Source organism: Erythrobacter sp. W36 (assembly GCF_057364935.1).
In genome coordinates this window covers 1,112,692-1,139,472 of the sequence record NZ_CP200281.1, presented here as the reverse complement: position 1 = coordinate 1,139,472, position 26,781 = coordinate 1,112,692, and the positions used below count along the sequence as shown (strand labels likewise).

The window sequence follows — 26,781 nt, the reverse complement described above, 5'->3', positions numbered from 1 at the left end:
AAAGCCATGCTGGCGCGTTACGAACGTCTGATTGCCAATGGCGAGCTTAGGCCCGATCCGGACCAGAGGCGCGCTGCGGAGCGGCTTGATCGGTTGCAGAAGGACTTGGAGGCGGAGACCTCTGGCGGGCTACTGTCTCAGCTGTTCGGCGCGAAGAAGGTCCGTCCGCAAGGTGTCTACATGTTCGGCGGGGTTGGGCGCGGTAAGTCGATGCTGATGGACCTGTTCCATGAACGCCTCTCGATAAAAGAGAAGCGGCGCGTCCACTTCCACGCCTTCATGCAAGAGGTGCATGCTGAGCTGAGGGAAGCGCGCAGGACCGAAAGCGGCGATCCCATTCCGGTTGCGGCACAGCGGCTTGCAGGCCATCTGCGCTGCCTCGCCTTTGACGAGATGGTGGTGAACAACTCTGCCGATGCGATGATCATGAGCCGTCTGTTCGCGCGGATCATCAACACGCACAATGTGGCGATTGTTACGACCTCAAACCGCCCTCCCCAGGATCTCTACAAGGATGGCCTCAACCGAGAGCACTTCCTGCCGTTCATCGACTTGATTGAGGCTGAACTCGACGTGGTCAGCCTCAATGGCCCGACCGACTACCGGCTTGACCGGATTGGCGATCTCAAGACCTGGTATACGCCGCTAGGCGATGCGGCAACCGATGCGGTGCGAGAGGTGTTCTTCCGGATGACGGACTTTGCGCCAGAGGATGCCGAGCACGTGCCTTCGCAGGAGCTGGAAGTGGGCGGCAAACGCACAATCCACGTGCCCAAGTCCTTGAAAGGCGTGGGCGTATTCAGTTTCAAGCGGCTGTGCGCAGAGGCGCGCGGCGCTCCAGACTACCTCGCGATTGCACGTAATTTCCACACCGTCATCATCGTCGGCATCCCGCAAATGGGCCCGGAAATGCGCAATGAAGCAGCGCGGTTTGTGACGCTGATCGATGCTCTTTACGAGCATAAGGTGAAGCTGTTTGCGACCGCCGCGAGCGCGCCAGACGAGCTCTATCAGGCCGGCGATGGCAGCTTTGAGTTTGAGCGCACAGCAAGCCGCCTGCAAGAAATGCAGAGCGATGAGTACCTAGCGCTCGGACATGGAGCCGAAGCTTAGCGAAAGCGACCTATGCGGCGGCGATGCGTTCTGCGAGTCGCTCTTGCGCCGTGGTCAGCCGGTTCATCACCTTGAGGTCCTGCTCGCGAAGCTCAAGCGCCGTATCCGCCCACAGCTCCGTGATGCGGTTCAGTTCGGAAAGCTGAAGGTTCCAAACCTCCTTCGTCGCTCGGCGAGAACCGACCAGTCCAGCATGGCGGCGCTCAGACTTCTTGATGAAATCGCGCGTCGCATTCACTCCGTCGCCCGGTTCGGCCAATTGATGGACAATGCCCATCTCATACATTTGCTCCGCCGTGTAGGTCTCGTTCGACATGATCAGACGTTCGGCCATTGCACTGCCGATCTTGCGTGACAGCAATGCGTGTGCGCCCATGCCTGGGAACAGGCCAAACATCACCTCTGGCAGGCCAAATGTCGCGGTTCTTTCCGCTATAATATAGTCGAACGACAGCAGCGCCTCAAACCCGCCGCCGAGTGCCGCGCCTTGCACCATGCCGATGGTCAACATCGGAATATCGAGCGCTTCTAAATTGCGGTGAAGGATCGCGCAGCAGCGGTGGCCATAGTTAACCAAGCCATCGCGATCACGCTCTCGAATCAATCTTTGGAAAAGCGCGAGGTCCCCGCCAAAGCAGAACACATCTGATGCACGGCTGCCGAGTACGAGGTAACGCAAAGGCACCTTGCCGGGGCCAAAGCCGCGTGCAATCTGCCGCTGCCATTCTTCAAAATTGTCCAGCATCGCCCGCGTAAAACTGGGACGGTCTGCCGGGTTCATATAGCTCCACAGCGTGCTCGACGTGTCGTCATACATCACGTCTATTTCGCTGAGTTTAAATAACTCTTGTGGAATTGATGCATGCAATGCGCTTTCTGCGAACAACTCATCGTCGTCCGTGAAAGGGATTGCCCTGCTTGCCCCGCTATCCATTTTCGAAATGCTCCAAATACCACCATGGCGAAGCTTCGATCTTGTATTCGTCCTATTGGACTGGATCGCCGATTTACTCCGATATGGATCGATCTAGGCGCGGCCCGGCTTCAAGTGCAAATGCTAATTTATGCCTGCAACAAGTGTTTACGTTTCAATTTGGGTCACCGCATGGTTAATCAGGGCTGTCCCGTTAGTCGTCGTTATGCGCTGACACCGAGCCGAGTGATCGATTTTTCCAGCATCAGCAATTGCCACAAGACTCTGGAGTTGTCTGAGCGTCCGGCGATGTGAGCTTCAGCCAATTCAGCCACATGCTTGCGATCAAACCAGCCTGACTGGGCAAGCTGAGAGCTGGATGCGATTGCCCGCGCTGATCCTGCCAATGGCCCGCGCAGCCAGTTCGCGATTGGCGTCACGAAGCCTTGCTTTTGCCGGTAGAGAATATCGCTCGGCAAATAGCGCTCCATGCACTTCTTCAAAAGGTATTTGCCAGTCGATCCGCGCACTCGCATTCTCTCTGGCAGACGCGCCGCAAATTCAATCAACCGGTGATCAAGTAAGGGCTCTCGCGCCTCCAGACTAACGGCCATGCTGGTGCGGTCGACTTTGGTCAAAATATCCCCAGAAAGCCAAAATTTGAGGTCCGCATATTGCGCCCGGTCGAGCCCGCTGCGCGCCGGAGCGCTTTTCATCAAGGCGATCAGATCATCTTCGCCCCGGTACCCCTGAAGGTTCTTGGCAAAGCTTGAATCATAGAGCGCGGCGCGCTGTTCAGGAGTGTTGACGGAAAGCCCGCGCGCATAACCGGCCTCGCCCCCTTCAGCGAGCGCAAGCAAAGTGGATTTGGCTCGGAAGGGCCTCGGTGCCCAATCCGCCTTTGGCCATGCCCGCCCAAGCGCCCCGAACACAGGTTCCCGGAGACCAGCGGGCAGGACCGATCGCACGCGCTCTTCATGGTGGTGGAAGACTTGCCTGCGGTATCCTGCGAAGGCTTCGTCCGCTCCGTCCCCGGACAGAGCCACCGTCACCTTTTCACGCGCGAGCTCGCACACCCGCCATGTCGGCAGAGCAGAGGCATCGGCAAAGGGTTCGTCAAACATGCCGACCAGAGCATCGACAGCGCCAAAGTCATCTTGCCCGACCGTTCGCGCCTCATGTTCGGTACCGAACTTCTCTGCTACCGTTTGCGCATAGCTCGTTTCGTCCAGCGCCGCGACATCAAACCCGATTGAGCAGGTTCGCACAGGCTCTGCGCTGACCTCGCTCATCAAGGCCACAACGCTGGAGGAATCGACTCCTCCGGATAGGAACGCGCCCAGCGGCACGTCGGCGACCATGCGCGATTGCACAGCCTCGCGCATTAAATGGACCAATTGCGCAGACAGGTCCGCCTCCGACCCGCGTTCGCGTTCTTCAAAGCTGATATCCCACCAGCGTTTTGGCGCGCTGATCGGCCGACCATGTTCGAGCAGCATGAAATGCCCAGCGGCCAGTTTCTCCACACCTGCAAGGATCGAACGGCTGTCTGGAACATAACCCCATGTGAGGTAATCATCGAGCGCTTGCGGGTTCAGCCTGCGCCGAAGCAAAGGATGAGCGAGCAGGCCCTTAAGTTCAGAGGCAAAGGCAAGGCTGCCATCGCTTAACCGCGCGAGGAACAGCGGTTTTACGCCGAGCCGGTCGCGGGCCAAGAACAGGCTGCGTTTGTCCAAATCGTATATCGCAAAGGCGAACATGCCATTGAGGCGCGAGAGGCAATCTGGGCCCCAGCGCTGCCACGCGGCAAGAATGACTTCGGTGTCGCCTGAGGTTTTAAACCGGGCGCCAGATTGCTCCAGCTCGCGGCGCAGCTCGCGGTAATTGTATATCTCGCCATTGAAGCTGATGACGGCGCGGCCATCCACGCTGGCCATTGGCTGCGGAGAGCCTTCAAGGTCGATGATCGAAAGGCGGCGGTGCCCGAGGCCTATGCCTGGAGCGGTCCAAACGCCTGCGCCATCCGGGCCGCGGTGAACCAACGCATCGCACATCCGCTCCACCCGCGCTGGGTCCACGGGCTTTGGCGTTTCCGCATGAAAAATTCCGGCAATCCCGCACATAGGCTGAGCCGCCTAGCCGATTGGCGCGGCAATGGCGACAGCCGGTGTGAGGGCCACCGCAATTCCCGCGAGCACCGCCAAAATGGTGATGCCGATCAGGATGGCTGCTTGGCTGGCGTTGAAGCGCTCTAGACGGGTAATCCAAGGTATTGCGCTCAACTCTTCAGAGGTGAAGCCAGCATCTTCTGGATCACGCTCGAAGAAACGCCAGGCGCCCGCGAGCATGATCACCAGAACGATGGCGAAGAATATCCAGCCATAGAAGATGTGATCGAACCCTTCCGCGAATTCGACGCCCTGGCTCTGTGCGATGTAAATCGTGCCCCAGGCGCGCACTCCATTGGCCAGGATTGGGACGATGATAGCGGCCAACATGAAAGCCGCGCGACGGGTCCAGCTGGTAAATTGCGTAAAGCAGATCAGCACCGCCAGAGTGACCATAGCGACGAGGAATTTTACACCAGAGCAGGCCTCCGCGACGATAAACAGGCCTACAGGAGTGTTGATGTAAATCCCGTCGATCTCGGCAGGCACGCCGCTGGCAAGCGTTAGCCAGATTGCAATCTCGGCGGTGATCATTTGCAGCGGCGGGATGATCTCATCGCCAAAGGGCACCAGAAATGCGGTCATCGCCAATGGCAGAGCGAGCAGCATGGAAATGCGCGGGCCAATGATGGCAAGCGCCGCGGCCATGATCGCGCCAACCGCTCCAGCATGGGCGAAGAGGTTGATTCCGGTGATCCGACCCAGCGTCCATAGGCTTAGCGCGACGGCGACCAGGCCGAGACCGGGCAGCCAACCTTTCGCTGTAGCAGCGCCAAGCTCATCGCGTTTCAGCCATACGAGCCAACCAACGATGACTGGGACCAGCAGGATGTGATTGTAGGTGTCGATGTTCCACCATTGGTGCAGCATCTCGCCCCATTCGCGCGCCGCCAAAACAACGAGCGCGGTGATTGCCAATGCAAGCATCACAAGCGGCCGTTTCCATGCGCTTGGCACATGGTCAGCTATGCTTTGCTGACGCCAATCCTGCGTAAGTTTCTCAGGCTGCATCGCGCGTCTCGCCTGAGGTCGAAATCAACGCGCCAAGCGGCTCCAGCATCGCATCCCACGCATGGTGATCCAGCACGAATTGCCGCGCTGAGGCCCCGAGGTTGAACAATGCATCAGGGTCGGCCAATGCCGCCTCAATCCGCGCAGCCATTTGCTCTGGGTCAGCGGGTGCGACCAGCCAATGTTCGTCGTCGCTGGCGGCAATGCCGGTCGCGGCCTCTTGGGTTAGAACCACAGGCTTGGCCATCGCCATTGCCTCGAGCACTTTGTTCTGAACGCCGCGCGCGATCAGCAGCGGCGCGAGTACGAAATCCGCTACCGCGATGAAGGGTTTGACGTCGGGCACCTCACCCCAAATGGTGAGACCTGGCGTCTCCGAATGGCCGAGCAAACGCGCGGTCGGATTGCGCCCAACGATGTGAAACTCAGCCTCAGGATGTCTGGCGCGAATAACGGGCAGCAATTGCTCAATCACCCATTCAGCCGCTTGCTCATTGGGGCGGTAATCCATCTGACCGGTAAAGACGAAGTGCGGACCTTTGCGGGCATGCAGTTCGACATGAGGCTCGACCGCACCCGGATCAAAGGCGGAGGCATCAATGCCATTGCCAATCACTTGAACATTCACCTGCGAAGGATCGGTCAGCCTGCTTCGGTATAGCTCAGCTTCGTTCTCGCTGATCAGAATGGCGGCGTCGGCCCGAACGCCAAGACGCTCTTCTTCCGCCGCCAGCAAGCGCCCTTCCCGCGCGTTCAGCCAGACGCGCTCACCCACTTTGGCATAGCCTTCAAACTTGGCGCTATCGACGTCGCACAGGTCGATCTCCACCCTGCCCGCGAAGCTATCGGGCACATATTGCCCCATCTGGCCGGAGAAGATGACGATTGTGTCGATTGGGTGCTTGGAAAGTGTCTGCTGGACCCAGCTTTCCAAACGCGCGCTGTGAAAGGCGGTGAGGCTGACGGGTTTGCCGGTCAGCACCGCTTCCACCCCAGCAAGCGTTAGCGGCTTGCGCCGATCCACGACGCATTGTGATGCGGCTATCGCATCGACCTCGGCCACGGCTGCGCGGTCTTCCGCATTCTCTGCAAAGCAACCAACATGGACCGACCCAAGCTGTGCCAGCTTCTTAAGCAAATGATGCGCGCGGATTTTGTCCCCGCGGTTGGGCGGAAACGGAACGCGGTGCGCCAGAAATAGGGTCTCGCCCATAAGCCCGCTCGATCCCTAGGCCAGCCCGCGCGCGATCCACGGACCAATTGCGTTGGCAATCGGCAGTGGCAGCTTCTTCCAAAGCTCAATCTTGCGCGAATAGGCCTCGCTGGTCGGGTCGACATCGCGCGGCACACTGCCCGGCGCATGCCAATGAGCATAGGTCAGCGGCTCCGGTTCAAAACCCCAGTTCTTCTTGAAATTGTAGGGGCCGCTGCCGGTTTTGGAACGGCCAAAATCAAAGTGGGACATGCCACGCGAACGCGCGTGACACATCAGTTTGTAATACATCAGCTCATTGGCGCGCAGGGAGCGCGCAGCATAGGTACCCCCGCCCCAAAATGGCATAACTGCGTCCTCGTGATAGAAGGACAGAACGCTGGAGACAGGCTCCTCACCCGAATAGACCGTGAGGATATCGGCGGTGTCAAGAAACGCCTCGATCATCGCCTTGAACAGCGTTTTGGGAAACACCGGCGTGCCGAGATTGCGGACACTCTCGCTGTACACCGCGTAATGCGCCGCCAAATCGCTGTTTGAGCGGCCAATACGCACGTCTAAGCCGCTTTTGAGGCCCTTGCGCACCTCTGCCCTCGCCTTGCGCGGAATAGCGAGCAATTGCGCCTCATCGTCCTCTGCCAGTTCGGCGATGAAACCCGCGTGCTTATCACTCACGGCTTTCCAGCCATTGGGCACCCCGCCCCCGCGCAGCTCTACGCTGGCAACCGAGTTTCTAACCGCGTGATCCGGTGTAGCGCCAGCAAGCGCCTGAGCCGCTTCCTGTGTCTCGGCCAGGATACCGCCGCCCACGCCAAATCCGCTGGAGACCAGAGCCCGGCCAAACAGAGGCGAATGCGCATCGGTCAGCGGCAGCCATCCGGTGATGACGCCCATCTGCTGAGTGATGAAACCGCAGGCCTTTTGACCTGTGCCCGCCTCAACCGCTTTCAGCCATGCCGGGCGGTGAAACAGACTTGCCTTATGCTCGCGCACAAACCCCTCAATCCGCTCCAGCATTTGGGCATCGGAGAAGTCCACTTGCGAGACGGTGATCGGCAGTTTCACAGGCGCGTTCATGGGGTCAGGTCGACGGCCCGTGAGGCTTCGCGCAGCGCGATCATATCCATCCGCGCCCAGCGAAATTCATGCACCAACTCGCCCAGCTTGCCTAGCCATTTTGTCGAGATTGGTGTAGTGGCGCAGCTTTGAACGCATCGGCGCATTGCCAACGCGCGGTTGGTTCGGGTCGATTTCCCATGGGTGGAAATAGAACACCGCCGGGCGTTCTTCGCGGCGGTTCACTTGGCGGATCGCCCAGCGCGAAAAGGCATAGGGCAGCACGCGGAAGAACCCGCCGCCGCCCGCCGCAACACGCTTACCGCCGAGAATGGCGGTGGTAACCGGGATCTCGATCATGTCGGACCAAGGGATTGGCTTAAAAGCAAAACGCGGCGCCTCTGGCCAGCCATAGTGGTCATGCACGATCGGCGCGACGCTGGAGGAATAGGTGTAGCCTTGCTCCGCCAGTTCCATGAACGCCCACGGCGTGCGTTGGTCGATGGAGAAACTTGGGGCACGGTATCCCGTAACCTCGGTGCCAGAGCAATCCTGCAAGATGTCCCGCGCCAGTTTTAGGTCTTCGGCGAATTGCTCACGCGTAAAGGTATAGACCCGCGCATGGTCATAGCCATGGCTGGCGATTTCATGGCCCGCATCCGCAATCCGCTTGATCATTTGCGGGTGACGCTTTGCGACCCAACCAAGCGTGAAGAATGTGCCATGCACGTCAGCCTCCGCAAACAGATCAAGGATGCGGTAGATATTATCTTCGACGCGAGTCTTTAGGCTGTCCCACTCACTGCGCCCAATCACATCCTCAAACGCGCCGACCTGAAACCAGTCTTCGACATCAACGGACAGGCCATTGACGACCTGAGCCTTCACATCCTTGGAGAAATTCGGCGCGACGTTCATTTACGCGGCCTCGCGCGATGCATCTTCCTCAAGCCATTCGATCAGCATGCCAACGACATGGCGGAAAGATTGCTCTTGTTCCTCAAGCCGACTTTCAATCCGATTGATCGCCTCGCTGACCTCTGGGTCCATTTCCATTGGCTGCGCGTGCGAGCCTACCTCTTGCAGCTCACCAATCGCGGCTTCCAGCTTGGAGGTGCGCTGATCGCGCTCTGCCAGCAAGGCGGCGACTTCTGGCGCAGGCACCGCGTCAATTGCAGCATCAGCAACGGATGCCGATGCAGTCACTTGCGTAGGAATATCGCGCGCACCCTTTGATGTATCGGCGAGCATTTCCTCGCACACAGCTTCGACCATTGCGGTTGTCAGCTCGCTTTGCTCTTCGATCGCGCTCAGCAGCAGCATACGGTTCATGATCTGGTTGACGCGGCGCGGAATGCCATCCGTTGCCTCGTAAATGGCGCCCAGCACCTCGGCGGTGATCGCCGGATTACCCTGCCACCCAACATGCTCTAGCCGGTGAGTGATATAGGCTTCCACCTCTTCCTCATCGAGCGCTTCCAAGTGGTGCGAAGCAATGACGCGTTGGCGAAGCTGATCAAGATCAGGATGGCTGGCGACGGTGGTGCGAAACTCTGGCTGACCAAGCAGCAGGCTCTGCAGCAGCGGGTGCGAACCGAGTTGGAAGTTTGACAGCATGCGCAGCTCTTCCAATGCGCCGACGGCCAAGTTCTGACATTCGTCGACGATCAGCAGACAGCGCCGTCCGGCGCGTGCTTCGTCCTGCAGGAAGCTCTCAATCGCGCCGAGAGCGCCTGCTTTGTCGCGGCCCGAAACCTCGATGCCGAAGCTTTGCGCAACCACATGGATCAGTTCTTCGCCGTCAAGTGCGCTGGTGACCACCTGGCCAACCGTCAGCGCCTCTGGGTCGATCCGCTGCATCAGATGGGCGACCAAGGTCGACTTACCTGCGCCCACCTCGCCCGTGATGACTATAAAGCCTTCGCCCTGGTTCAAGCCATAGCCGAGATAGGACAGAGCCTTCTTGTGGCTCGCGCTCTCGAAATAGAACTCGGGATCAGGGGTCAGCTGAAATGGGCGAGAATTGAAGCCGTAAAATTGTTCGTACATCGTCAGTGTGTCCAGATCAGAAGTCGTAACGCAGGCCGAGCAGCGCCGTTGCAAAGGCGAAGTCATCAGCCGACAAATCGGAATCGAGGTAGTCTACGGCGACCGCCGCTCGGGCCGACAGTTTGCCGGTGAGCGAGCGGCTGTAAGCAGCCGAAGTGCCGTAGCCGGTGACATTGCCGTTAATGCCATCGCCGCGGCCGAACCAATTGACGTAGCCATTGACCGCTAGGTTTGCATTGTTGCCGATTGGGCGGTTGAGCGAGCTGCGCACGTAATAGCTTTCGTCGGTCACACCGTCAGCGGCGGCCAAAATGGTGCCCGGTGCGGCGATGAAGCGGCGGTTGTCATACCCAGCAGCAATTGCCGCATTAAGGCGGCCAACCTGGCGCTGATAAGCGATTTGCGCGCCGCGGCTGCGGAAGGCCGCCGAACGGACCGAGCCGAACAGGCCAGCACAGCCTGCGCCGCTTTCCCCGCCGACACAGCCGCCGAAATCACCAGTAAGCGAGTTGCGAATGGCCGAGAATTCGGTTGGCAATGCGGCCAAAGAATTGGTGAGCGATCCGCCAAAGCCGCTGACCGCGTCATAGACTGAGATGCTCAGCTGGCTGCGGCTATCAGGCACAAAAGTGAAGTTACCGTAATATGTGGTTGAATCGTAACGCCGACCAACGGTCGCGGCGAGCGACGTGCGGCTGCTTGGGCGCCAGAGCACGCCTACGTCCCAAATGAAGCCATCGATGTCGAAGGCGAGCTGGCGCGGGGCGCTGGTGTCGGTAACTAAGCGGCCATCAGTTCCAATAACGGGATCGCCATTCACATCGCGAAGTGCATCGCGGCTTGAAACCTCAACATCTTCGTAGCCGACGCCGCCGACAACCGAGAGATTGCTGGTGACGGGTACCGTCACATCGGCACGCACATAAGTGTCACGGACTCGTTGGTCGAGGTTGGAGATGTCTTCCTGGAAGTATCCGCCACCAACGCCAATACCTACCGGCAGAGGCTCGCCTGGGCGCGTGGCTGCGCGCAATTGCGCATTGTAGGTGACACTGTCGTCGAAGACATCAGCGACAGCTCCAGATGGAGTGACAATCGCGTCATTTGCTTCAAGCCGGGTGTAGCCCACTCGTGCAGAACCAGTCACATCGACCGCACCGACACGAGTTGCGAGCGTTGGGCCGACATAGCCGCTGTAGATTTGGCTTTCCGCATCGTCTTGCACCAATGGATTGGCAGTGACCCCGCCAGAGCCATCGATGCGCGTGCGGCTAGCCAAAGCGCCAGCGTCCAACGTCAAAGAACGCGGGATGATCGAGAGGTATCCGCGCGCAACGCCGCTGAATGTATCGGAATCAATGCCGTCAGACGCGCCGTAGCCAATGTTGCGCTCGTAACGCAGCGACAGCGAACCACCGCTGTTGCGGCCTGTCGCTGACACATCCACGCCCGCGGCCACCTGAGTGTAGGTGAGCACGTCATCGCCGGGTGTCAGCTCAGCTGAAAGGATCTGAGACACCTCAATGTAAGGCTGCACAGCGACGCGCGGGCCGTCAGAGACGCCTGAATTGCCGCCATCATCCTGGGCTTGCGCCTGAGCAGGCGCAGCGGCGACGATTGCCGCCAGCCCCACCAACAGCGCTGCTCTGAGAACTTTAATCACGATCTTTCCCCCTGCGCGCCATAATTGCCAAACTGGCGACCTGACGGGCTGAATTGTGCTGCATTGAGCAACAGTTTGATGTCGACACAGGCCGACAGCAGCTGCTGCGCATCTTCAAGCGCGGCACGGCTTGTTTCATCGGCGCGCGCGACCAGCAGAACCTGGCCAACATGCGCGGCGAGCTCGGCTGCTGCGGAGGCAGCAAGCGCGGGCGGTGTATCGAAAATGACGATCCGGTTCGGTGCACCTTGGGTGAGACGTGCAAGCACTTCGCCGGTCCGGGCGCTCGCCAAATATTCGGCGGCATTGGAATTGCGGCTGCCCGCTGGCAGCACATAGAGATTGTCGATGTCTGTTTTGACCGCGAGCGTCTCTGGCTGAAGGCTCGGGTCAGCCAATGCGTCCATCAGGCCCTTGCCAGGCTCGAAACCAAGCCGCGCCGGAACACTGGGCTTGATCACATCAGCATCGACCAGCAGCACCTCGAGGTCGCGCTCAGCCGCCAAAGCAATCGCCAGATTTACGGCGCAATAGGTCTTGCCCTCGCCGGGATGCGGCGAAGAAACCAGGATTTGCTGCGCTTTGGATGATCCGCCAGCGCGGGCATCGGCGAGAAGCTCGCGTTTGACGATGCGAAATTCTTCGAGCAGCTCGCTCACGCCGTCTTCTGGCACGATCAGGCCCGCATCACGCAGATGATCGCGCGAGATGGGTTGCGGTGCATTGCCGAGGGCCACGGCCTGCGGAGCCGCTTTGACGGGCTCTGCCGTTGAAATTGCTGGCGCAGGCGTTTGGACCTCCGACGCTACAGGAGCAGTAAGGCTTGAAGCAGCAGGCTGCGGCGCAACCGGCCGCCGAACACGCTTTTCGCCCTCTGGCAGGCGCACAGGCGGCTTAGCCGGTGCCAAGGCATCCAATCCAAAGGTGTCGTTAGCACGCTCAAACAGAGACGGTTTGCCGCTCACTTTGCTCGCACCTTCGCGTGAAATCTTGCTGTGTTCTGTCATCTCAGCCCCCTCACGCGACCGCGCCGACTGAGACAAATTCAATGCCCAGCAGAATTACGAACACACCGAACAAACCAGCGGTTGCCCCGGCGAATTGTTTGAACCGCTTCGCGCGCAGCTCACTCGCGGCATCGGATACCGTCATCGAAATTGAACCAATGACGGGCAGATCCAGCGCACGCTCCAGCTTCTTCGGCGTCGCGAAGGTCGAACGCAGTTGGCTGAGCGCGTAAGCGGCCCCTGCCCCCGATGCGAGACCGACGAACAGCACACCAAGCAGCAACAGCGGACGATTGGGCGCAGCGGGACCTTGCGGCACCACTGGCGGATCGGTCAGCTGGAATTTGAACTGGCTTGTGTTGTCTTCCACTTCGCCGCGCGTGCGCAGCTCTTCGCGGTCTTGCAGCAGCTTTTCGTAGTTCTGCTGCAGCACCTCGTAATCGCGGCTGATCCGGTTCGCTTCCGCAGCCACCTCTGGTTCAGCAGCCTGGCTACCCATCAGCGCGGCAATGTCCGATTGGATAGCAGCACGGCGGGATTGCAGCGATTCGACGCTGGCTTGGCGGTCAGCACGGATCGAGATTAGCGAGGTGTAGGCTGGGTTTGGCGTACCGCCTCCAGCATTCGGCCCTTGGGCCGCAACTTGACGGGTGAGAATTTGAACTTGGCGAGTGGTAGCCACCACATCGGGATGCTCATCGGTGAGCCCGCGTGAACGCAGCTCCGCCAATTGAGCCTGAGCGCCAGCCAGAGCAGAACGAGGACCGCCAGTGCCCGGCGTGTCGATTGTACGCGGCGTACCCGCCAATTGCCCGTTGATCGCGGCGAGAGCGCTTTCAGCTGCGGCAAGATCAGCTTCGATCCCGCGCGCTTCTGTCCGCGCCTGCTGAAGCCGGGTTACGAGCGTGCTCGAACCGCCGATCAGGTCAGGATATTGCGCTTCAAAGGTCAAGCGGCGCTGTTCAGCCGCTTCAAGTTCGCGCTTGCGCTCTTCCAACTGCTCATCGATCTGAGTGACGGCGCCGGATACCTGTGCCCGACTGCCCGCGACATGTTCATCGCGCAGAATGTCGATCAGTTTCTGGACCACGTCACGCGCCAGAACGGCGTTCTCAGCATCTGACAGGTCACCTTTGCCGACCGTTGCAGTGATCTCAAACAAGTTGTCCTGCTCGCTGGTAACCGTCACCTTCTCATCAAGGTTCTTGATTTCGGTTTCAAGCGCAGAGCGTTCTGTGATGTTCTCACCCAAACGCGTTGATTTGATGACTTTTTCGAGGTTCACCGCGCTGGCAAGCGTTTGCCGAACGCGGCGGATTTCCTCGCGGCCATCGCCGGCAATGCCCAATTGTTCGGACAGCACATCGTCGACATCGACATAGATGCGCGCCTTCGCCTCATAGGAATTGGGGATCATCGCGACCACCAACCAGCCGAGCAGGCACACACCCCAGGCGACGGCCAGCGCCAGCCACCGGCGGTGCCAGACCGAGTAAAGCGCTGTGCGCAATTCTTCAAAAATCTCGCTCATGCGCGGCGCGGGTCCTTAAAAAGTGCTCTCAGGGATGATGATCACATCGCCTGGACTAAGCGTTACGTTCGCGGCGCTATCGCCCTTCTTGAGCAAATCCTTGAGGCGCAGACGGTATTCAACCTGTTCCCCGCTCTCGCGGTCCAAACGGATCAGCTTTGCCCGGTTGCCAGCGGCGAATTCGCTGAGCCCGCCGACTGCGATCATCGCGTCGAGCACAGTCATGTTAGCCCGGTACGGCAGCGATGCAGGCTGCTCGGTTGAGCCGACGATGCGGATTTGCTGGTTAAATGTGCCGGAGAACTCATTGACGATCACCGAGACAATCGGCTGCTCAATGTACTGAGCGAGTTGATCGCGGATATCGTTCTGCAATTCGGTCGCGGTTTTGCCAACGGCAGGAAGGTCGCGCACCAGCGGGATCGTAATCCGGCCATCAGGGCGGACCTGAATTTCCTCAGCGCTCAGCTCTGGATTGCGCCAAACGTGGATGGTGATCTGGTCAAGCGGACCAATCACATACTCTTCGCTCGGCCCCTCTTCAGCCGTTGCAAAGCTGGCTGGAGGCAGTTCTTGCCCCGCACCGCCGCAACCGGCGAGCAGCGAAAGTGCAACAGCAGATCCCACGATGCGGGAAAGCGAAAAAGAGGTCTTCATTGATACGTATCCTTGCCTAGGTCGGCGGGGTCAGCATCAGCTACAGGAGCGACCTGCAGCACTGGGCCCGCGAATGACCCGAACTCTCTCGCTCATATTGGTGAACATTGTGTTAGTAATAACGCCTGTTTTGGCCCCCTATCCCGTTTCGGGACAGCGGCTTGCCAAACTATAAACGCGCACAATTGCGCGGGTTTGAGCGTTTAAACGAGCATTTCCGCCGCAGGGCCGTGGCCAAGGAATGCGCTGGGGCTGGCGCTCGCTCCATATGCCCCTGCACAAAAGACCGCGACCAGATCGCCAACATCCGCGCGCGGCAGGCCCGCTTTGTCAGCCAAACGGTCTAGCGGGGTGCAAAGACAACCGACCACATTGACCACATCGTCCACTGGCGCGTCATAACGATTGGCAATAGCGACGGGGTAATTGCGGCGCACAACGGTGCCGAAATTACCGGATGCGGCGAGTTGGTGGTGCAATCCGCCATCGGTGACCAGATAGGTCGTGCCGTGGCTGACCTTCCGATCGATCACCCGCGTTAGGTAAACGCCTGCTTCGCCAACAAGATAGCGCCCAAGTTCAAGACACAGCTCAGTGTTCTCAAGCGGCGCTGGGAGGTCCGCCATATGCTCCTGCAGAGCCGCGCCAACCGCTGACAAGTCCAAAGCCTCATCATTGGGGAAATAGGGAATGCCAAACCCGCCGCCCATATTGAGCTTTGGTAGGAGCTCACCGATCTCGTCGGACAATTTTGCAGCCAAATTCAGCACATTGCCCTGCGTTTCTATGACTGCCTCGGCGCTCAAGGCCTGGCTGCCAGTAAAGATATGCAGGCCGCGCCATTCAGCGCCTGCGGCGATCACCTCGCGCGCCAGAACGGGCACTTTGTCTGCGTCCACACCAAATTGCTTGGCGCCGCCGCCCATCTTCATGCCGGAGCCCTTAAGCTCGAAATCCGGGTTCACGCGCAGAGCCATGCGCGGGGCCTTGCCCAGTTTCTCGCCGATTGCGAGCGAGCGGCGTGCTTCGCCTTCGGACTCGCAATTGAGCGTTACGCCTGCAGAAATCGCCGCTTCCAGCTCATCATCGCGCTTACCGGGCCCTGCAAAACTGACGCGCGCTGGGTCAATTCCAGCAGCATTGATCATGGTCAGCTCGCCGGAGGAGGCAATGTCAAACCCATCGACTAAAGCCTCCATATGGGCAATCACAGGAGCATAGGGATTAGCTTTGACCGCATAATTGAGCCCGATGCGCGGCGGCAGCGCAGCGCGCAGCTCCGCGACACGAGCATTGAGGCGATCCTTCGAATATACGAACAGCGGGGTCTTGCCCGCTTGTTGCGCCCATTCGCTGGCCCGCTTACCGCCAATGGCGAGTTCGCCATCAAGCGTCTCAAACCCAGCGGGGATCGGCCCCAGGGCTTTCGCCTTATCCAGCGATGTCATTGACTTAGCTCCCTAAGCAGGGCTGTGCGATCAATCTTCCCATTGGGATTGAGCGGCATGGCATCGCGCCAATGGATCGCTTGAGGTTGCATAAAGTTCGGAAGCTCCCGCTTGAGCGTTTTGACCAGGTCTTTGTGGGCCGCCTCGCTCTCAGCGCCGCGCACCACGAGATGCACCGCATGGCCAAGGCGCTCGTCTGGCAGACCAAGCGCGACCGCCTCTTGCACCGGATCACAGGCGATCGCGGCCTCTTCGATCTCGGCAGGGCTAATCCGATTGCCAGCGCTCTTGATCATCGCATCACGGCGACCGATGAAATAGAGCAAACCGTCTTCTTCTCGGCGCACTCGGTCGCCCGAGAACACCGCCGTGCCGCCATAGCGCGACTGACGCGGTGCAGGCTTGAACCGCTGCGCGGTGCGCTCCGGGTCTTGCCAGTATCCTTGCGCCACAAGCGGACCGCAGTGAACAAGCTCACCTTCCTCGCCGGGCTCCGCCACTTCACCTTCGTCATTAATGACCAGAATTTCCGCGAAAGGAATCGCCTTACCCATTGAAGTTGGGTGTGAATCGACAAGTGAGGGATCAAGATAAGTTGAACGGAACGCCTCGGTCAGACCGTACATCGGATAGAGGTGAGCATCGGGGAAGATCTCGCCGCAGATCCGTGACCAGCTCGGTGGTCAGCGCCCCGCCGCTATTCGTCATCCGGCGCATGGAAGCAGTCGCCTCTGGTGGCCATTCGAGCTCGGTCAGCTGCACCCACAGTGGAGGCACAGCGGCCAATGTCGTGATCTGATGCTTGGCGCAGGCCTTCATCACATCGCGCGGAAACAGGAAATCGAGCGGGACGATGCAGCCGCCCGCGTACCAGGTCGACAGCAATTGGTTCTGCCCATAATCAAAGCTCAGCGGAAGAACCGACAGCGTCACATCATCGCCTGCCAGCTTGAGGTAATGCGCGACGCTCACCGCCCCGAGCCACAGGTTCGCATGGCTCAACACCACGCCCTTTGGCCGCCCGGTGGAGCCGCTTGTGTAAAGAATAGCCGCCAGCTCATCTGGATCCGCGCTGGAAGGATCAATCGGCGTGTCATGCACGGTGGCAGCCGCCAGAGCTTCATCATCCTCCATCGCGCTGCAGGAGCCCGGCAAATCGCCGTCTTCGAGCGATTTTAATCGCGCAGCATTCGCAATCAGCAAGCTCGCCCCGCTATCCGCCAAAATATGCGCCGCCTGCGCGCGCTTTAGCAGGGGGTTGATCGGCACATGCACTAGGCCCGCCCTCGCCGCTGCCAATGGCAGCAAGCAGGTCAGCTCGCCCTTTGCGGCCCAACTTGCGACCCGCGCGCCTTTCTCTGCCACAGCGTTCTGAAGCCAGCCCGCGAGAACGGCGACACGCTGTCTTAACTCCTCATGGTTAAACGTCCGGTCACGAAGCACCAAAGCTGGCGCATCCGCGCGGCCGCATTCCACGCCGCGTTCGGCGATGTGGTCGAGCGGTTTGGCTGTCTCATCTAGGGTGCTTGGCATGACGAATCCGAAGAGGCACGATCGAGTGATCACCGTGAGTTACCATGACACCGTTAACGTCTTGCATGACCTATGTCATCAAGCGGATGATGGCGTGGTGAGCTCTCCCTTTGAGCGTGCGGAATGGTTTGATCTGTTGGGTGAAACCGGCCTTAAACCCATGATTGTGATTGCGAAAGAAGATGATCACAGCGCGGCTTTGGCACTGACGGCAGGCACAGGCCACCTCACCCCAATGCGCAATTGGTACAATTTCACCTGGCGCGAATTGGCCCCGCTCGGTGATCTTGGAGACCGTCTGCTGCTTGAGATCGCACGCGGTTTAAAGGCGCACGGCCACCGCGTAACGCTGGAGCCTATCGCAGACGAGAATGGCTCGGCGACGCGGCTTGCAAAGGCATTCAAGGCTGCGGGTTGGATTATTGCCAGTGAGCCATGCGACCTCAATCATATCCTGTACGTTCGCGGGCGCAGTTTTGCTCAATACTGGGCCGAGCGTCCGGGCAAGATGCGCACGACGCTGAAGCGGAAGGCCAAGAAGGTCCGTGTGGAGGTACTCGACACGTTCGATGCGGCGGCTTGGGCCAACTACGAGGCGATCTATGCCGCCAGTTGGAAGCCCGAGGAGGACGAGCCTGCCATGCTGCGCGAATTTGCACGCGCAGAAGGAAATGCGGGGCGCCTGCGACTGGGCCTCGCCTATGAAGGCGAGACGGCGGTCGCTGCGCAATGCTGGACGGTCGAGAATGACTGCGCCTACATCCATAAGCTCGCCCATTTGGAAAGCCGCAAGCAGCTCTCAGCCGGCACGACCCTCACCGCAGCCTTGTTTGAGCGCGTGATCGATCAAGACCAAGTCGAATTGGTCGATTTTGGCACGGGCGATCAAGCCTATAAGGCCGATTGGATGGGGGAGACGCGCCATCGCTATCGGATTGATTGCCTTGATCCGCGCCAACCCAAGGCCTGGCCCGCGCTGGCCAAGCGGCTCGTTCGGCAAACCACTGCGCGACTTGCGAAGCGAGAGGCGCAGAGCTAAGGCGAGCCCCCGTATCAGTAGAAACCCGCGAAATTCCGGGAAACGAGGGGTGCATGAGCAGCAATCCGGTCACCGACAATTCGGCAACCGCATCAGAGCCGACGGATATGTCCGGCATCGGCAAAAGCCGCGTGGCAATTGACCGTGATCTCAAGGCGATCATCGCCGATGTTCTGGGGTTAGACGCTGACGACGTGAATGAATTCACGCCGGAAACCGGCCTGTTCGGCGACCTACCAGAGCTCGATTCGATGGCGGTCGCAGGCCTGCTGACCGAGATGGAAGACCGGCTCGACATCGTGATCGAAGACGACGACGTTGATGGCGAAATGCTCGAAACCTATGGCGGGCTGCTCGCCTTTGCCGAGGCCAAGATCATCGAAGGCTGATCGGGCGCGTGCTCACCCACTGGCCCTGCCCGCAATCCAGCGGCAAGATCTCAGAAGAAATGTTGGCGAAATTTGAGCATCCGGGGCGTCCGTGCGTTCTGGTGATCCCGCCGCTGTTTGATGAGCACAACAAATTTCGCAGACAAATCATTGAAATCATGCGTTTGCTTGATGGTCTGGGGATTGGTTCAGCCATGCCGGACCTGCCCGGTTGGAACGAAAGCACTGCGCCCTTGGCCCAGCAAAGCGTGGGCGCGTGGCAGGCAGCGATTGGCGCCGCGGCAAACCATTGCGGGGCGACCCATGTGCTGACCTTTCGAGCGGGTGTGATGTTTGCGCCTCCTAGCCTTCCTGGATGGGCCTATGCCCCCCAGACGGGCGCAAAGCAGCTGCGCAGTATGATCCGCGCGCAAGTGATCGCCGCTCGCGAAGCTGGGGCCGATGAGAGCTCAGACACGTTGATGCAAAGCGCGCGCGAAAGCGGCATGGTTTTGGCGGGTTGGGAATTGGGCGCGCAATTGGTGCGCGAGTTGGAGCAGGCAGATGAGGTTACCTTGGGCAGCCTCACTGAAATCACCCAAAGCGAGCTGGGCGGACGCGGCCTTTGGCTACGCGCAGAGCCGGACGAAGACCCAGAGCAGGCCGCTGCCCTCGCCACTCTGGTTGCCGAAGAGCTGGTCGCACCATGAGCCGCCTGCACATGGATTATGGCTGCGGGACGCTCAAATGCGCGGGCACATTGGACACCGCGCCTGGCACAACGGGCCTGCTGATCGTCAGCGGCGGCAATGAAATCCGCGCTGGTGCTTTCTCCGGGCAAGCGAGGTTAGCGGCAGAAATTGCCAAGGCTGGCTTCCCCGTGTTCCGTTTTGACCGGCGCGGCATCGGCGACAGCGAAGGCGAAAATCGCGGTTTCCGAAAGTCAGAAAAAGACATTCGCACTGCGATTGAAGCCTTTCGCGCCATCGCTCCTCAGGTCGAGCGGATTATCGCCTTTGGCAATTGCGATGCGGCCTCTGCCCTGATGCTGGCGGGCGGCGCGGGGTGTGATGGATTGATCCTGTCGAACCCATGGACGATCGAAGGCGATGAACCGGGTGATTTGCCTCCGCCCCAAGCCATCCGCGCTCGCTATGCCGAAAAACTCAAGAACCCCAGCGAAGTCATGCGCTTGCTGCGCGGCGGGGTTGATCTCAAAAAGCTGGCGCGCGGGCTGACCGGATCATTCCGCTCTGCCCCAGAGGCCACAAGCTTGGCGGCTGAAATGCAGGCGGGCCTCGCGGGCTTTTCGGGCCTAGTGCGCATTCTGCTCGCCAGCAGCGACCGCACAGCTCAGGCTTTTGCCGCCAGTTGGGTCGCGGATGATCCCCGGATTACGACCTGTGAAGGGGCCGGGCACGCCTATGTCGAGCCGCATGCCGCAGACTGGCTGCGAGCTCAGATCCTTGCCGGGCTGCGCGCCTAAACTACCCTCGCGTAAACAGGCTCACCAGCTCAACATGCGTGGACCAGCGGAACTGTCCAACCGGGCGCAATTTTTCCAAAGTGAAGCCCGCCTCGACCAAGCGCGCTGCATCGCGTGCCCAACTTGATGGATTGCAGCTGACATAGACGACCCGCTCAATAGTGCTTTGCGCGATTTGCCCTATTTGTTCACGCGCACCGGCCCTCGGCGGATCAAGCAGAACGGCGGAGAACTTGCTGATTTCCTTTGCATCCAGCGGATTGCGGAACAGATCGCGGTGCATCGCATGGACCTCGCTCTGTGCGCGCGCCGCTGCGGCTTTGCAGGCAAGATGAGCCGCCTGATCCGCCTCCACAGCCAAAACCTTGCGCCCCTGCGCCAAACCAAAGGCAAATGTGCCGAGACCTGAGAAGAGATCGGCGACCACGCCTGAACCCTCTAGCCAATCCGATGCGTCTGCGAGCATGCGCGACTCCGCATCGCGGGTGGCCTGTAGAAAGGCGCCAGCGGGCATCGGCACAGGTAGGCCTGACAAAGTGACGCTAATCGGCTGCGGCTCCCACACGGTTTCCGCGCCATATCCTTGATCTATCGAAAGTCGCGCAAGGCCTTGATCCCGCGCAAAATCGAGCGCCGCTTCGGTCGCCTCGAGCCCTTCCAGAGTGATATTGGTGAGGCTGCAATCGGCACCCTGATCGGTCCATGCGAGCGCGATGTCGACCGGAGCTTTGCTGCCATGCTCCGCAATAAAGGCGCGCAAAGGCGCGATCATCGCCGCCAAATCAGGCACCAGTACCGGGCATTCTTTCAGGTCAACAATTCTGTGCGATCCTGCCTCGCGAAAGCCGAGCAATGCGCGCCTATGCTTGCGCAGAGCATGCAGTGTTGCGCGGCGGCGGCTTTGCGGCGGTGAGAGATGCACCGGCAGCAATTCGCGGGGCTCCAGCCCCTGCCCCTCGGCCGCATTGGCGACGCGCGATCGCACGAAATCAGACAAAGTCTCTTCATCGGCATGCTGCAACTGGCACCCGCCGCAGCGCTCAAAGTGCTGGCAAGGCGGAGTTACATGACGCGGCCCGCGCGTGATCGTACCATCGGCGGCGATAATGTCCCCGGGCAGCGCGCCGGGCGCATGGCGGCCGTCGGCGCTCGCTCCATCGCCCTTGGCCGCTAGCCTGACGATCTTCATCGCACCTGTCTCACTCACACGCTTCACTCATTGCCCCGCTGACGGCATCGGCCAGATCATCTGCCGTAAATGCCGCGCCGCACATACGCGCGGCAGCGCCGTGAAGCCACACCGCTTCGCTGGCCGCAGTAAATGCATCGCGCCCTGTTGCCATTCGGCTGACCGCTATCCCTGCGAGCACATCGCCCGTACCCGCAACTGACAACCAGCTGGATGCCGGCGGTGCGAGCGCTAAGCGGCCATCAGGCGCAGCAATGACCGTGTCTGGCCCCTTGGCGAGGATGACCATGCCGCTGGCCGCTGCAACAGCCTGAGCGCGCGCTTGGCGCCCTTCTGCGATGACCGCGAATGTCTTGCACAGTGCATCAAGCTCTCCATCATGCGGGGTCGCCAGGATATTCGCGCCATCATCGATCAGATACCCCTGCACAATCCGCAGAGCGCCTGCATCGAGAACCAGACCGCAGCCATGCCGACAAGCCGTTTCGAGATCCTTGGTGGTTCCCTCGTGCGGCAACATTCCCGGACCAAGCAACATTGCCTTTATCCGCGGGTCCTCTCTCGCCACTTTGAGCGGCATCGGGTCGACCACTAATCCGGCGGGGGCACTGGCCAAGGGTTCATGATGGAAGAGCCGCACATACCCAGCCCCAGCGCGCATGGCGGCTTTGCTGGCAAGCACTGCCGCGCCCGGCATGTCTCCGCCAACGATTGCGCACAGTCCGCGTGTGTATTTGTGAGCGTCCTGGGTTGGGGCTTTGATCGTCGGACGGCCAACCAATTGCGCCGCGCCCTCGACGGCCGAAATACCAATCGGCACGAGCAGTTTTTGCCCCATCACCTCGCGTGCAGGCAGCCGCCAATGGGCAAATTTCCAAGCGCCCAAGGCCAGTGTGATGTCATAGGCTGGCAGCGATTGGGCCAAGACCGCTCCTGTGTCGGAGTGCACACCCGATGGCAGGTCGATTGCGATCCGGAAATCATGCCGCTCGGCGAGGTCGCGCAGCAGCAGCGAATGTTCGGCGGAAAGCTCTCGCGATAGGCCCGAGCCAAACAGACAATCGACGAAGACACTTCCCACTGCCGCGCCGCCAGAGGTGAGTATTTCACCTTTGAAACCAGCGCGAGCGTTCTTGGCGGCGTCTGTGCTCGGTGCGAGCGGAGCCACGACAGTGACCTGCAACCCTGACTGCCGCAAAATCTCTGCGATTACATAGCCATCGCCGCCGTTGTTGCCCGGCCCGCACAGCACAGTGACCGCCCTGCCCGCTGAGATGCGCCGCACCCATTCCGCTGCCCCGCCAGCGGCTTTCCGCATCAACTCATCCACGCTTATTCCGGTGTCGAAAATCGCCTGCTCAGCGGCCTGCATTTGCGCAGCGGTGAGAACTTGGCGGGCGCTCACTCTGACGCGCTAACCAGCATCTCCGCTGGGATCAAATAGCGATCTTCGCCAATTGCGAATTCGCGCACTGCGTCTGGATCAAGGCTGCGATCCTCAAGCGTGTCTGCCCCGTCCATCGCGGCAAGATCGCCAGTGGCTGCATCATATTTGACCCGGCGAAAACCGCCATCTGGATGGTGGATCAGGAAGAAAGCGCCGCCTTCATCCGCGGCCTGCTCCAATGTGCAAACGGTGGAATAGTCCGCGCCCGGTCCAATCGCGCAATCAACATCGCTGCCTTGCGGTGCCCCACTAGGCTCCGCGCCGCATCCAGCGAGTGTGCCGCCTGTCAGCAACGCAATCAGGCCAACCTTAAATATCCGCGAAAACATGAGTTTCCTTCGCCGCGCCGGGATGAGTGAGCGCGCCTTTGCTAGCGGGGCCGACGTTCTGAGCATAGCGCCACAGCGCGCCTGCCTGATAATCATTGGTGCGCGGCTGCCAGGCATTGCGGCGCTCGGCCAGCACATCTTCGCCAACAGTGAGATCAATCGTGCCCGCCTCCGCATCGATGGCAATCTCGTCGCCATCTTCGACCAGTGCGATAGGCCCGCAATCCGCCGCCTCTGGCCCGACATGGCCGATGCAGAAGCCCCGTGTTGCGCCGGAGAAACGACCATCCGTGATGAGCGCGACTTTCTCGCCCATTCCCTGCCCGTAAAGCGCGGCAGTGGTGGAGAGCATTTCGCGCATTCCGGGGCCGCCTTTTGGTCCTTCATAGCGGATAATGATCACGCTGCCCTCGGCAATGTCGCGCGCTTCCACGGCAGCGAACGCGTCTTCCTCACAATCGAACACGCGGGCAGAGCCGGTGAATTGCAACCGTTCCATGCCCGCAACTTTTACGATTGCGCCATCGGGAGCGAGCGAGCCTTTCAAGCCAACGACACCGCCCGTGGGTGTGATGGGCTTGGCTACCTCGTAAAACACCTTCTGATCCGGGTTCCAGGTCACTTCCTCGATGTTTTCGCCCAGGGTCTTGCCTGTCACGGTAATCGGATTGGGGTCGAGGAACCCGCCATCGAGCAGGGTTTTCATGCCCATATAGACGCCCCCCGCCTCGTGCATATCCTTGGCGACGTACTTCCCGCCGGGTTTGAGATCAGCGATATACGGCGTGGATTTGAAGATCTCCGCGACATCGAACAGGTCGAACTCAATCCCCGCCTCGCTGGCCATAGCGGGCAAGTGCAATGCCGCATTGGTGGAGCCGCCCGTTGCCGCGACCACACGTGCTGCGTTTTCGAACGCCTCGCGCGTGCAAATGTCCCGAGGCCGCAGGTTGAGCTCCAACAGGTTCATCACCTGCACACCCGCAGCTCGCGCAATCTCTTCGCGCGATTTGTATGGTGCAGGCGTCATATTGCTGTTTGGCAGGGACAATCCGATTGCCTCGCCGACGCAGGCCATAGTGTTTGCAGTGAATTGACCGCCGCATGCGCCGTGGCCGGGGCAAGCGACCTTTTCGAGCGCGATCAGCTCTTGCAAAGGGCAATTGCCCGCCGCGTGCTGGCCCACGGCCTCAAACACGTCGACCACAGTCACGTCTTTATCGTTGAAAGTGCCAGGCAGAATTGAACCGCCATAGACAAAGATGCTCGGCACATTGAGGCGCAGCATCGACATCATCATGCCGGGCAGGCTCTTATCACAGCCAGCAAAGCCGACGAGAGCATCATAGCAATGCCCGCGGACGGAAACTTCGACCGAATCTGCGATGATTTCGCGGCTGATCAGCGAGCTTTTCATGCCCTGATGGCCCATCGCAATGCCATCGGTGACGGTGATCGTGTTGAAGCGGCGCGGCGTGCCGCCATTTTCGATCACACCATCACGGCAGATATTCGCCTGCGGATCGAGCGTGGTGTTACACGGCGCGCTGTCATTGCCAGCGCTCGCAATCGCCACGAATGGACGCGCGATCTCTTCCTCACTCATCCCCATAGCGTAATAATATGAGCGGTGCGGGGCACGCTCTGGCCCGACAGAGACATGACGACTGGGAAGTTTCGTTTTATCGAAGCGCGAAGACATAATATTTCTCAAATTGAAGCTCTGGTGAAGCTCCACTGCCGTTAGTCGAGCGCGAGTGCAACCCTTCCGCACACATCTGCGATCATAGCTGCCCAACGTGACTGCTCCACGCGGGTCGTGATCAGGTCTTGGCGCACCTCGATTGCACAATAATAGCGGCCATGCGCCTCAGCGTGGCGGTTCATCGTCGCATTGAGCTCGCGCCCGGAATAGGGTTCGTTATCGCCGACGTTCAAACCCTGCTCGCCAAACAGGCGGATCGCATGGCGGGCCGCGCGGTCATCCTGATTGTAGAGCAGCGCGATTTCCCATGGGCGGTCTTCACTGCGCGATTCCAGCTGCGGCGTGAAACTGTGCAGCGAAATGATCAGCTTGGGTGCGGCATCGTCCAGCCATGCGCCGAGCGCGGCGTGATAGGGTCTGTGAAACCGGTTGAGCCGCCCCTCCACATCCGCGCCAATATTGCCTGGGATCAGATGACCGTCGCTTTCGGTCGGCACGACGCCGGGATGGTCTTCTTCCCGGTGGAGGTCGGTGACGAGGCGGCTGACGGTAGCGAGATGCGCTGCGATGTCATGCTCGCGGGCCATACGCACGGCCACACCGTGCACGCCGATGTCGATCGCAATGTGTTTCTCTAGCAGAGCATCCGGAATGCCGAGCGGCACGTCCTCTGGTACGAAGTTGGAGGCATGATCGGCAACGCAGACGATCCCGCCCCGCGCCAGCTCGCCCATTTGGCGGAAGGGATTCTCGTCAATCATTGGAGAGATCATCGCAGCTTGCCCGCCAATTGCCACCAATCCGGGTGGCTTTGTGTGATTGTCGCCTGCGCCGCATCGCGCGCGGCCTCGCTATCGTAGAGCGCAAAACACGTCGCGCCAGAGCCGGACATGCGGGTGAGCCAAGCGTCTGTGGCCTCGAGCGCGTCCAAGACGGCGCCGATGGATGGGCAGATGCTGATCGCTGGTTGGGTCAGGTCATTGCGGCCAGCCAGAGCGATTTCGCGAGCTGTTCCTGCGGGCAAAGCGCCGCGATCGGCCCCGTCCCACGCGTCGAAGACTGGGCCGGTTGATAGCGGCACGCGCGGATTGATGAGCAAGATGGGCGTGCCTGTCAGGTCACTATCGATTGGTTCAAGCTGCGTGCCAGTGCCCCGGCCCACCACTGTCTCGCTGCGCACGCAGCATGGCACATCCGCGCCGAGCTTTGCGGCGTGCTCCATCCAATCATCCGGCAGGCCATGCGTTTGCTCAACAATGCGGAACAGCGCGCCTGCATCGGCCGAGCCGCCGCCCAGGCCAGCGGCGACGGGTAGGTTCTTCTCCAGCGTGATTGCGAGGCCTTCAGAGCGCAGGAGCAGGCCAAGCGCCTTCGCCACGAGATTATCCATCGGATTGTCGATCCCGCCCGCAAACTCGCCGAAGGTCTGGACACTGTCCTGTGCGGCAGCGCGCGCCGTTAGCGTGTCGCCCACATCGACAAAGGCGAACAATGTCTCAAGCTCGTGATAGCCATCTTCCCTGCGCCTGCGGACATGCAGCGCGAGGTTGATCTTGGCGTAGGCGGTTTGGTTCAAGACGGCTTTAGTCTCTGCTTTTCGTCCAGGGCGCTGAACGAGACGTTCGTCCAGCAGACCAACCCGGTGGCAGGTCGGCAATCTCATTAAGGCAAGGATGCTCTTTAAGAATCGTCGCCATTGATACGACTATTGCTTCGCTCATGTCGATTGGCTGGCCATCTAAAAACGCCCAAGAATGATCCTCCTCGTAATGTGTTACAGAGAGAACATCGGCTCCGGCGACTACTGATTTACAAGTGATGCACGCAGTGTTCGGACTTTGATCGAAACGCCATGT

Annotated in this window: 22 protein-coding genes and 2 pseudogenes; 5 read left to right on the top strand and 19 right to left on the bottom strand. The window is 60.1% G+C overall.

The window, feature by feature from the left end:
* Positions 1 to 6: 6 nt before the first annotated feature.
* Positions 7 to 1,113: a cell division protein ZapE gene (zapE, locus tag AC0V6U_RS05620; protein ID WP_472645208.1), complete on the top strand. Its 1,107-nt coding sequence runs from the start codon at positions 7 to 9 to the stop codon at positions 1,111 to 1,113.
* Between the two features lie 10 nt (positions 1,114 to 1,123).
* Here the strand turns inward: zapE and AC0V6U_RS05615 are convergent, their stop codons facing one another.
* The 13 genes and pseudogenes from AC0V6U_RS05615 to AC0V6U_RS05555 form a co-directional block, all read right to left on the bottom strand.
* Positions 1,124 to 2,047, bottom strand: coding sequence for a crotonase/enoyl-CoA hydratase family protein (locus AC0V6U_RS05615; protein ID WP_486169400.1), 924 nt, complete (start codon positions 2,045 to 2,047; stop codon positions 1,124 to 1,126).
* A gap of 203 nt (positions 2,048 to 2,250) precedes the next feature.
* Positions 2,251 to 4,149: an XrtA/PEP-CTERM system amidotransferase gene (locus AC0V6U_RS05610; RefSeq protein WP_472645206.1), complete on the bottom strand. Its 1,899-nt coding sequence runs from the start codon at positions 4,147 to 4,149 to the stop codon at positions 2,251 to 2,253.
* 12 nt (positions 4,150 to 4,161) lie between these two features.
* Complete coding sequence (gene xrtA, locus AC0V6U_RS05605) at positions 4,162 to 5,205, bottom strand: exosortase A (protein WP_472645205.1); 1,044 nt, start codon at positions 5,203 to 5,205, stop codon at positions 4,162 to 4,164.
* Positions 5,195 to 6,418, bottom strand: a complete 1,224-nt coding sequence (locus tag AC0V6U_RS05600; RefSeq protein ID WP_472645204.1) for a TIGR03087 family PEP-CTERM/XrtA system glycosyltransferase — start codon at positions 6,416 to 6,418, stop codon at positions 5,195 to 5,197. The genes xrtA and AC0V6U_RS05600 overlap by 11 nt, the downstream gene beginning before the upstream one ends.
* 15 nt (positions 6,419 to 6,433) lie before the next feature.
* Positions 6,434 to 7,495 (bottom strand): FemAB family XrtA/PEP-CTERM system-associated protein, encoded by a 1,062-nt coding sequence (locus AC0V6U_RS05595; protein ID WP_472645203.1) that lies wholly within the window; start codon positions 7,493 to 7,495, stop codon positions 6,434 to 6,436.
* Positions 7,492 to 8,392: pseudogene (locus AC0V6U_RS05590) on the bottom strand (XrtA system polysaccharide deacetylase). The gene AC0V6U_RS05595 and the pseudogene AC0V6U_RS05590 overlap by 4 nt, the downstream one beginning before the upstream one ends.
* Complete coding sequence (locus AC0V6U_RS05585; protein WP_472645202.1) at positions 8,393 to 9,523, bottom strand: XrtA/PEP-CTERM system-associated ATPase; 1,131 nt, start codon at positions 9,521 to 9,523, stop codon at positions 8,393 to 8,395. It abuts the pseudogene before it with no gap.
* A 16-nt stretch (positions 9,524 to 9,539) separates the two neighbouring features.
* Positions 9,540 to 11,186 carry a TonB-dependent receptor gene (locus AC0V6U_RS05580; protein WP_472645201.1) on the bottom strand — a complete coding sequence of 549 codons (1,647 nt, stop codon included), beginning with the start codon at positions 11,184 to 11,186 and terminating at the stop codon, positions 9,540 to 9,542.
* Positions 11,183 to 12,193: an AAA family ATPase gene (locus tag AC0V6U_RS05575; RefSeq protein ID WP_472645200.1), complete on the bottom strand. Its 1,011-nt coding sequence runs from the start codon at positions 12,191 to 12,193 to the stop codon at positions 11,183 to 11,185. Before AC0V6U_RS05575 ends, AC0V6U_RS05580 begins: the two co-directional genes overlap by 4 nt.
* A 10-nt stretch (positions 12,194 to 12,203) precedes the next feature.
* Positions 12,204 to 13,724, bottom strand: a complete 1,521-nt coding sequence (locus tag AC0V6U_RS05570; RefSeq protein ID WP_472645199.1) for an XrtA system polysaccharide chain length determinant — start codon at positions 13,722 to 13,724, stop codon at positions 12,204 to 12,206.
* A 15-nt stretch (positions 13,725 to 13,739) separates the two neighbouring features.
* Complete coding sequence (locus AC0V6U_RS05565) at positions 13,740 to 14,381, bottom strand: XrtA/PEP-CTERM system exopolysaccharide export protein (RefSeq protein ID WP_472645198.1); 642 nt, start codon at positions 14,379 to 14,381, stop codon at positions 13,740 to 13,742.
* Between the two features lie 203 nt (positions 14,382 to 14,584).
* A complete protein-coding gene (locus AC0V6U_RS05560; protein WP_472645197.1) occupies positions 14,585 to 15,829 on the bottom strand; it encodes a pyridoxal-dependent decarboxylase, exosortase A system-associated in 1,245 nt (414 codons plus the stop codon).
* Positions 15,826 to 17,362: pseudogene (locus AC0V6U_RS05555) on the bottom strand (acyl-CoA ligase (AMP-forming), exosortase A system-associated). The gene AC0V6U_RS05560 and the pseudogene AC0V6U_RS05555 overlap by 4 nt, the downstream one beginning before the upstream one ends.
* Here AC0V6U_RS05555 and AC0V6U_RS05550 point away from each other — a divergent pair.
* The 4 genes from AC0V6U_RS05550 to AC0V6U_RS05535 are packed head-to-tail and all read left to right on the top strand — an operon-like array spanning position 17,361 to position 20,255.
* On the top strand, positions 17,361 to 18,401 hold the full coding sequence (locus AC0V6U_RS05550; protein ID WP_472645196.1) for a GNAT family N-acetyltransferase: 1,041 nt from the start codon (positions 17,361 to 17,363) through the stop codon (positions 18,399 to 18,401). The pseudogene AC0V6U_RS05555 and the gene AC0V6U_RS05550 sit on opposite strands and share 2 nt — an antisense overlap.
* Before the next feature lie 53 nt (positions 18,402 to 18,454).
* The gene (locus AC0V6U_RS05545) at positions 18,455 to 18,790 is read left to right on the top strand and encodes an acyl carrier protein (protein ID WP_472645195.1); all 336 of its coding nucleotides are present in this window, start codon (positions 18,455 to 18,457) and stop codon (positions 18,788 to 18,790) included.
* Positions 18,791 to 18,849: 59 nt separating this feature from the next.
* Positions 18,850 to 19,479: a hypothetical protein gene (locus AC0V6U_RS05540; protein ID WP_486169399.1), complete on the top strand. Its 630-nt coding sequence runs from the start codon at positions 18,850 to 18,852 to the stop codon at positions 19,477 to 19,479.
* Positions 19,476 to 20,255: a hydrolase 1, exosortase A system-associated gene (locus tag AC0V6U_RS05535; RefSeq protein ID WP_472645193.1), complete on the top strand. Its 780-nt coding sequence runs from the start codon at positions 19,476 to 19,478 to the stop codon at positions 20,253 to 20,255. The genes AC0V6U_RS05540 and AC0V6U_RS05535 overlap by 4 nt, the downstream gene beginning before the upstream one ends.
* 1 nt (position 20,256) lies before the next feature.
* On the opposite strand, the gene AC0V6U_RS05530 is transcribed toward AC0V6U_RS05535, so the two are convergent.
* From AC0V6U_RS05530 to AC0V6U_RS05505, 6 genes are read right to left on the bottom strand one after another with little or no spacing between them, the layout of a single operon-like run.
* Positions 20,257 to 21,462 carry a class I SAM-dependent RNA methyltransferase gene (locus tag AC0V6U_RS05530; protein WP_472645192.1) on the bottom strand — a complete coding sequence of 402 codons (1,206 nt, stop codon included), beginning with the start codon at positions 21,460 to 21,462 and terminating at the stop codon, positions 20,257 to 20,259.
* Positions 21,455 to 22,849 carry an NAD(P)H-hydrate epimerase gene (locus tag AC0V6U_RS05525; protein WP_472645190.1) on the bottom strand — a complete coding sequence of 465 codons (1,395 nt, stop codon included), beginning with the start codon at positions 22,847 to 22,849 and terminating at the stop codon, positions 21,455 to 21,457. The genes AC0V6U_RS05530 and AC0V6U_RS05525 overlap by 8 nt, the downstream gene beginning before the upstream one ends.
* Positions 22,846 to 23,220, bottom strand: coding sequence for a hypothetical protein (locus AC0V6U_RS05520; RefSeq protein WP_472645189.1), 375 nt, complete (start codon positions 23,218 to 23,220; stop codon positions 22,846 to 22,848). The genes AC0V6U_RS05525 and AC0V6U_RS05520 overlap by 4 nt, the downstream gene beginning before the upstream one ends.
* Complete coding sequence (ilvD, locus tag AC0V6U_RS05515) at positions 23,201 to 24,922, bottom strand: dihydroxy-acid dehydratase (RefSeq protein WP_472645188.1); 1,722 nt, start codon at positions 24,920 to 24,922, stop codon at positions 23,201 to 23,203. Before ilvD ends, AC0V6U_RS05520 begins: the two co-directional genes overlap by 20 nt.
* A 41-nt stretch (positions 24,923 to 24,963) precedes the next feature.
* Positions 24,964 to 25,686, bottom strand: a complete 723-nt coding sequence (locus tag AC0V6U_RS05510) for an N-formylglutamate amidohydrolase (protein ID WP_472645187.1) — start codon at positions 25,684 to 25,686, stop codon at positions 24,964 to 24,966.
* An 8-nt stretch (positions 25,687 to 25,694) separates the two neighbouring features.
* Positions 25,695 to 26,588: a 4-(cytidine 5'-diphospho)-2-C-methyl-D-erythritol kinase gene (locus tag AC0V6U_RS05505; RefSeq protein ID WP_486169398.1), complete on the bottom strand. Its 894-nt coding sequence runs from the start codon at positions 26,586 to 26,588 to the stop codon at positions 25,695 to 25,697.
* Positions 26,589 to 26,781 lie beyond the last annotated feature (193 nt).

What these genes read in the sequence shown, in the direction of transcription:
- zapE (WP_472645208.1), top strand. Translation starts at nt 7, where the DNA reads ATGCTGGCGCGTTACGAACGTCTGATTGCCAATGGCGAGCTTAGGCCC.
- AC0V6U_RS05520 (WP_472645189.1), bottom strand. Translation starts at nt 23,220, where the DNA reads ATGTTTTCGCGGATATTTAAGGTTGGCCTGATTGCGTTGCTGACAGGC.
- AC0V6U_RS05570 (WP_472645199.1), bottom strand. Translation starts at nt 13,724, where the DNA reads ATGAGCGAGATTTTTGAAGAATTGCGCACAGCGCTTTACTCGGTCTGG.
- AC0V6U_RS05505 (WP_486169398.1), bottom strand. Translation starts at nt 26,588, where the DNA reads ATGAGATTGCCGACCTGCCACCGGGTTGGTCTGCTGGACGAACGTCTC.
- AC0V6U_RS05575 (WP_472645200.1), bottom strand. Translation starts at nt 12,193, where the DNA reads ATGACAGAACACAGCAAGATTTCACGCGAAGGTGCGAGCAAAGTGAGC.
- AC0V6U_RS05510 (WP_472645187.1), bottom strand. Translation starts at nt 25,686, where the DNA reads ATGATTGACGAGAATCCCTTCCGCCAAATGGGCGAGCTGGCGCGGGGC.
- AC0V6U_RS05610 (WP_472645206.1), bottom strand. Translation starts at nt 4,149, where the DNA reads ATGTGCGGGATTGCCGGAATTTTTCATGCGGAAACGCCAAAGCCCGTG.
- AC0V6U_RS05615 (WP_486169400.1), bottom strand. Translation starts at nt 2,047, where the DNA reads ATGGATAGCGGGGCAAGCAGGGCAATCCCTTTCACGGACGACGATGAG.
- AC0V6U_RS05550 (WP_472645196.1), top strand. Translation starts at nt 17,361, where the DNA reads ATGACGAATCCGAAGAGGCACGATCGAGTGATCACCGTGAGTTACCAT.
- AC0V6U_RS05545 (WP_472645195.1), top strand. Translation starts at nt 18,455, where the DNA reads ATGAGCAGCAATCCGGTCACCGACAATTCGGCAACCGCATCAGAGCCG.
- AC0V6U_RS05595 (WP_472645203.1), bottom strand. Translation starts at nt 7,495, where the DNA reads ATGAACGCGCCTGTGAAACTGCCGATCACCGTCTCGCAAGTGGACTTC.
- ilvD (WP_472645188.1), bottom strand. Translation starts at nt 24,922, where the DNA reads ATGTCTTCGCGCTTCGATAAAACGAAACTTCCCAGTCGTCATGTCTCT.
- AC0V6U_RS05540 (WP_486169399.1), top strand. Translation starts at nt 18,850, where the DNA reads ATGTTGGCGAAATTTGAGCATCCGGGGCGTCCGTGCGTTCTGGTGATC.
- AC0V6U_RS05565 (WP_472645198.1), bottom strand. Translation starts at nt 14,381, where the DNA reads ATGAAGACCTCTTTTTCGCTTTCCCGCATCGTGGGATCTGCTGTTGCA.
- AC0V6U_RS05585 (WP_472645202.1), bottom strand. Translation starts at nt 9,523, where the DNA reads ATGTACGAACAATTTTACGGCTTCAATTCTCGCCCATTTCAGCTGACC.
- AC0V6U_RS05600 (WP_472645204.1), bottom strand. Translation starts at nt 6,418, where the DNA reads ATGGGCGAGACCCTATTTCTGGCGCACCGCGTTCCGTTTCCGCCCAAC.
- xrtA (WP_472645205.1), bottom strand. Translation starts at nt 5,205, where the DNA reads ATGCAGCCTGAGAAACTTACGCAGGATTGGCGTCAGCAAAGCATAGCT.
- AC0V6U_RS05560 (WP_472645197.1), bottom strand. Translation starts at nt 15,829, where the DNA reads ATGACATCGCTGGATAAGGCGAAAGCCCTGGGGCCGATCCCCGCTGGG.
- AC0V6U_RS05535 (WP_472645193.1), top strand. Translation starts at nt 19,476, where the DNA reads ATGAGCCGCCTGCACATGGATTATGGCTGCGGGACGCTCAAATGCGCG.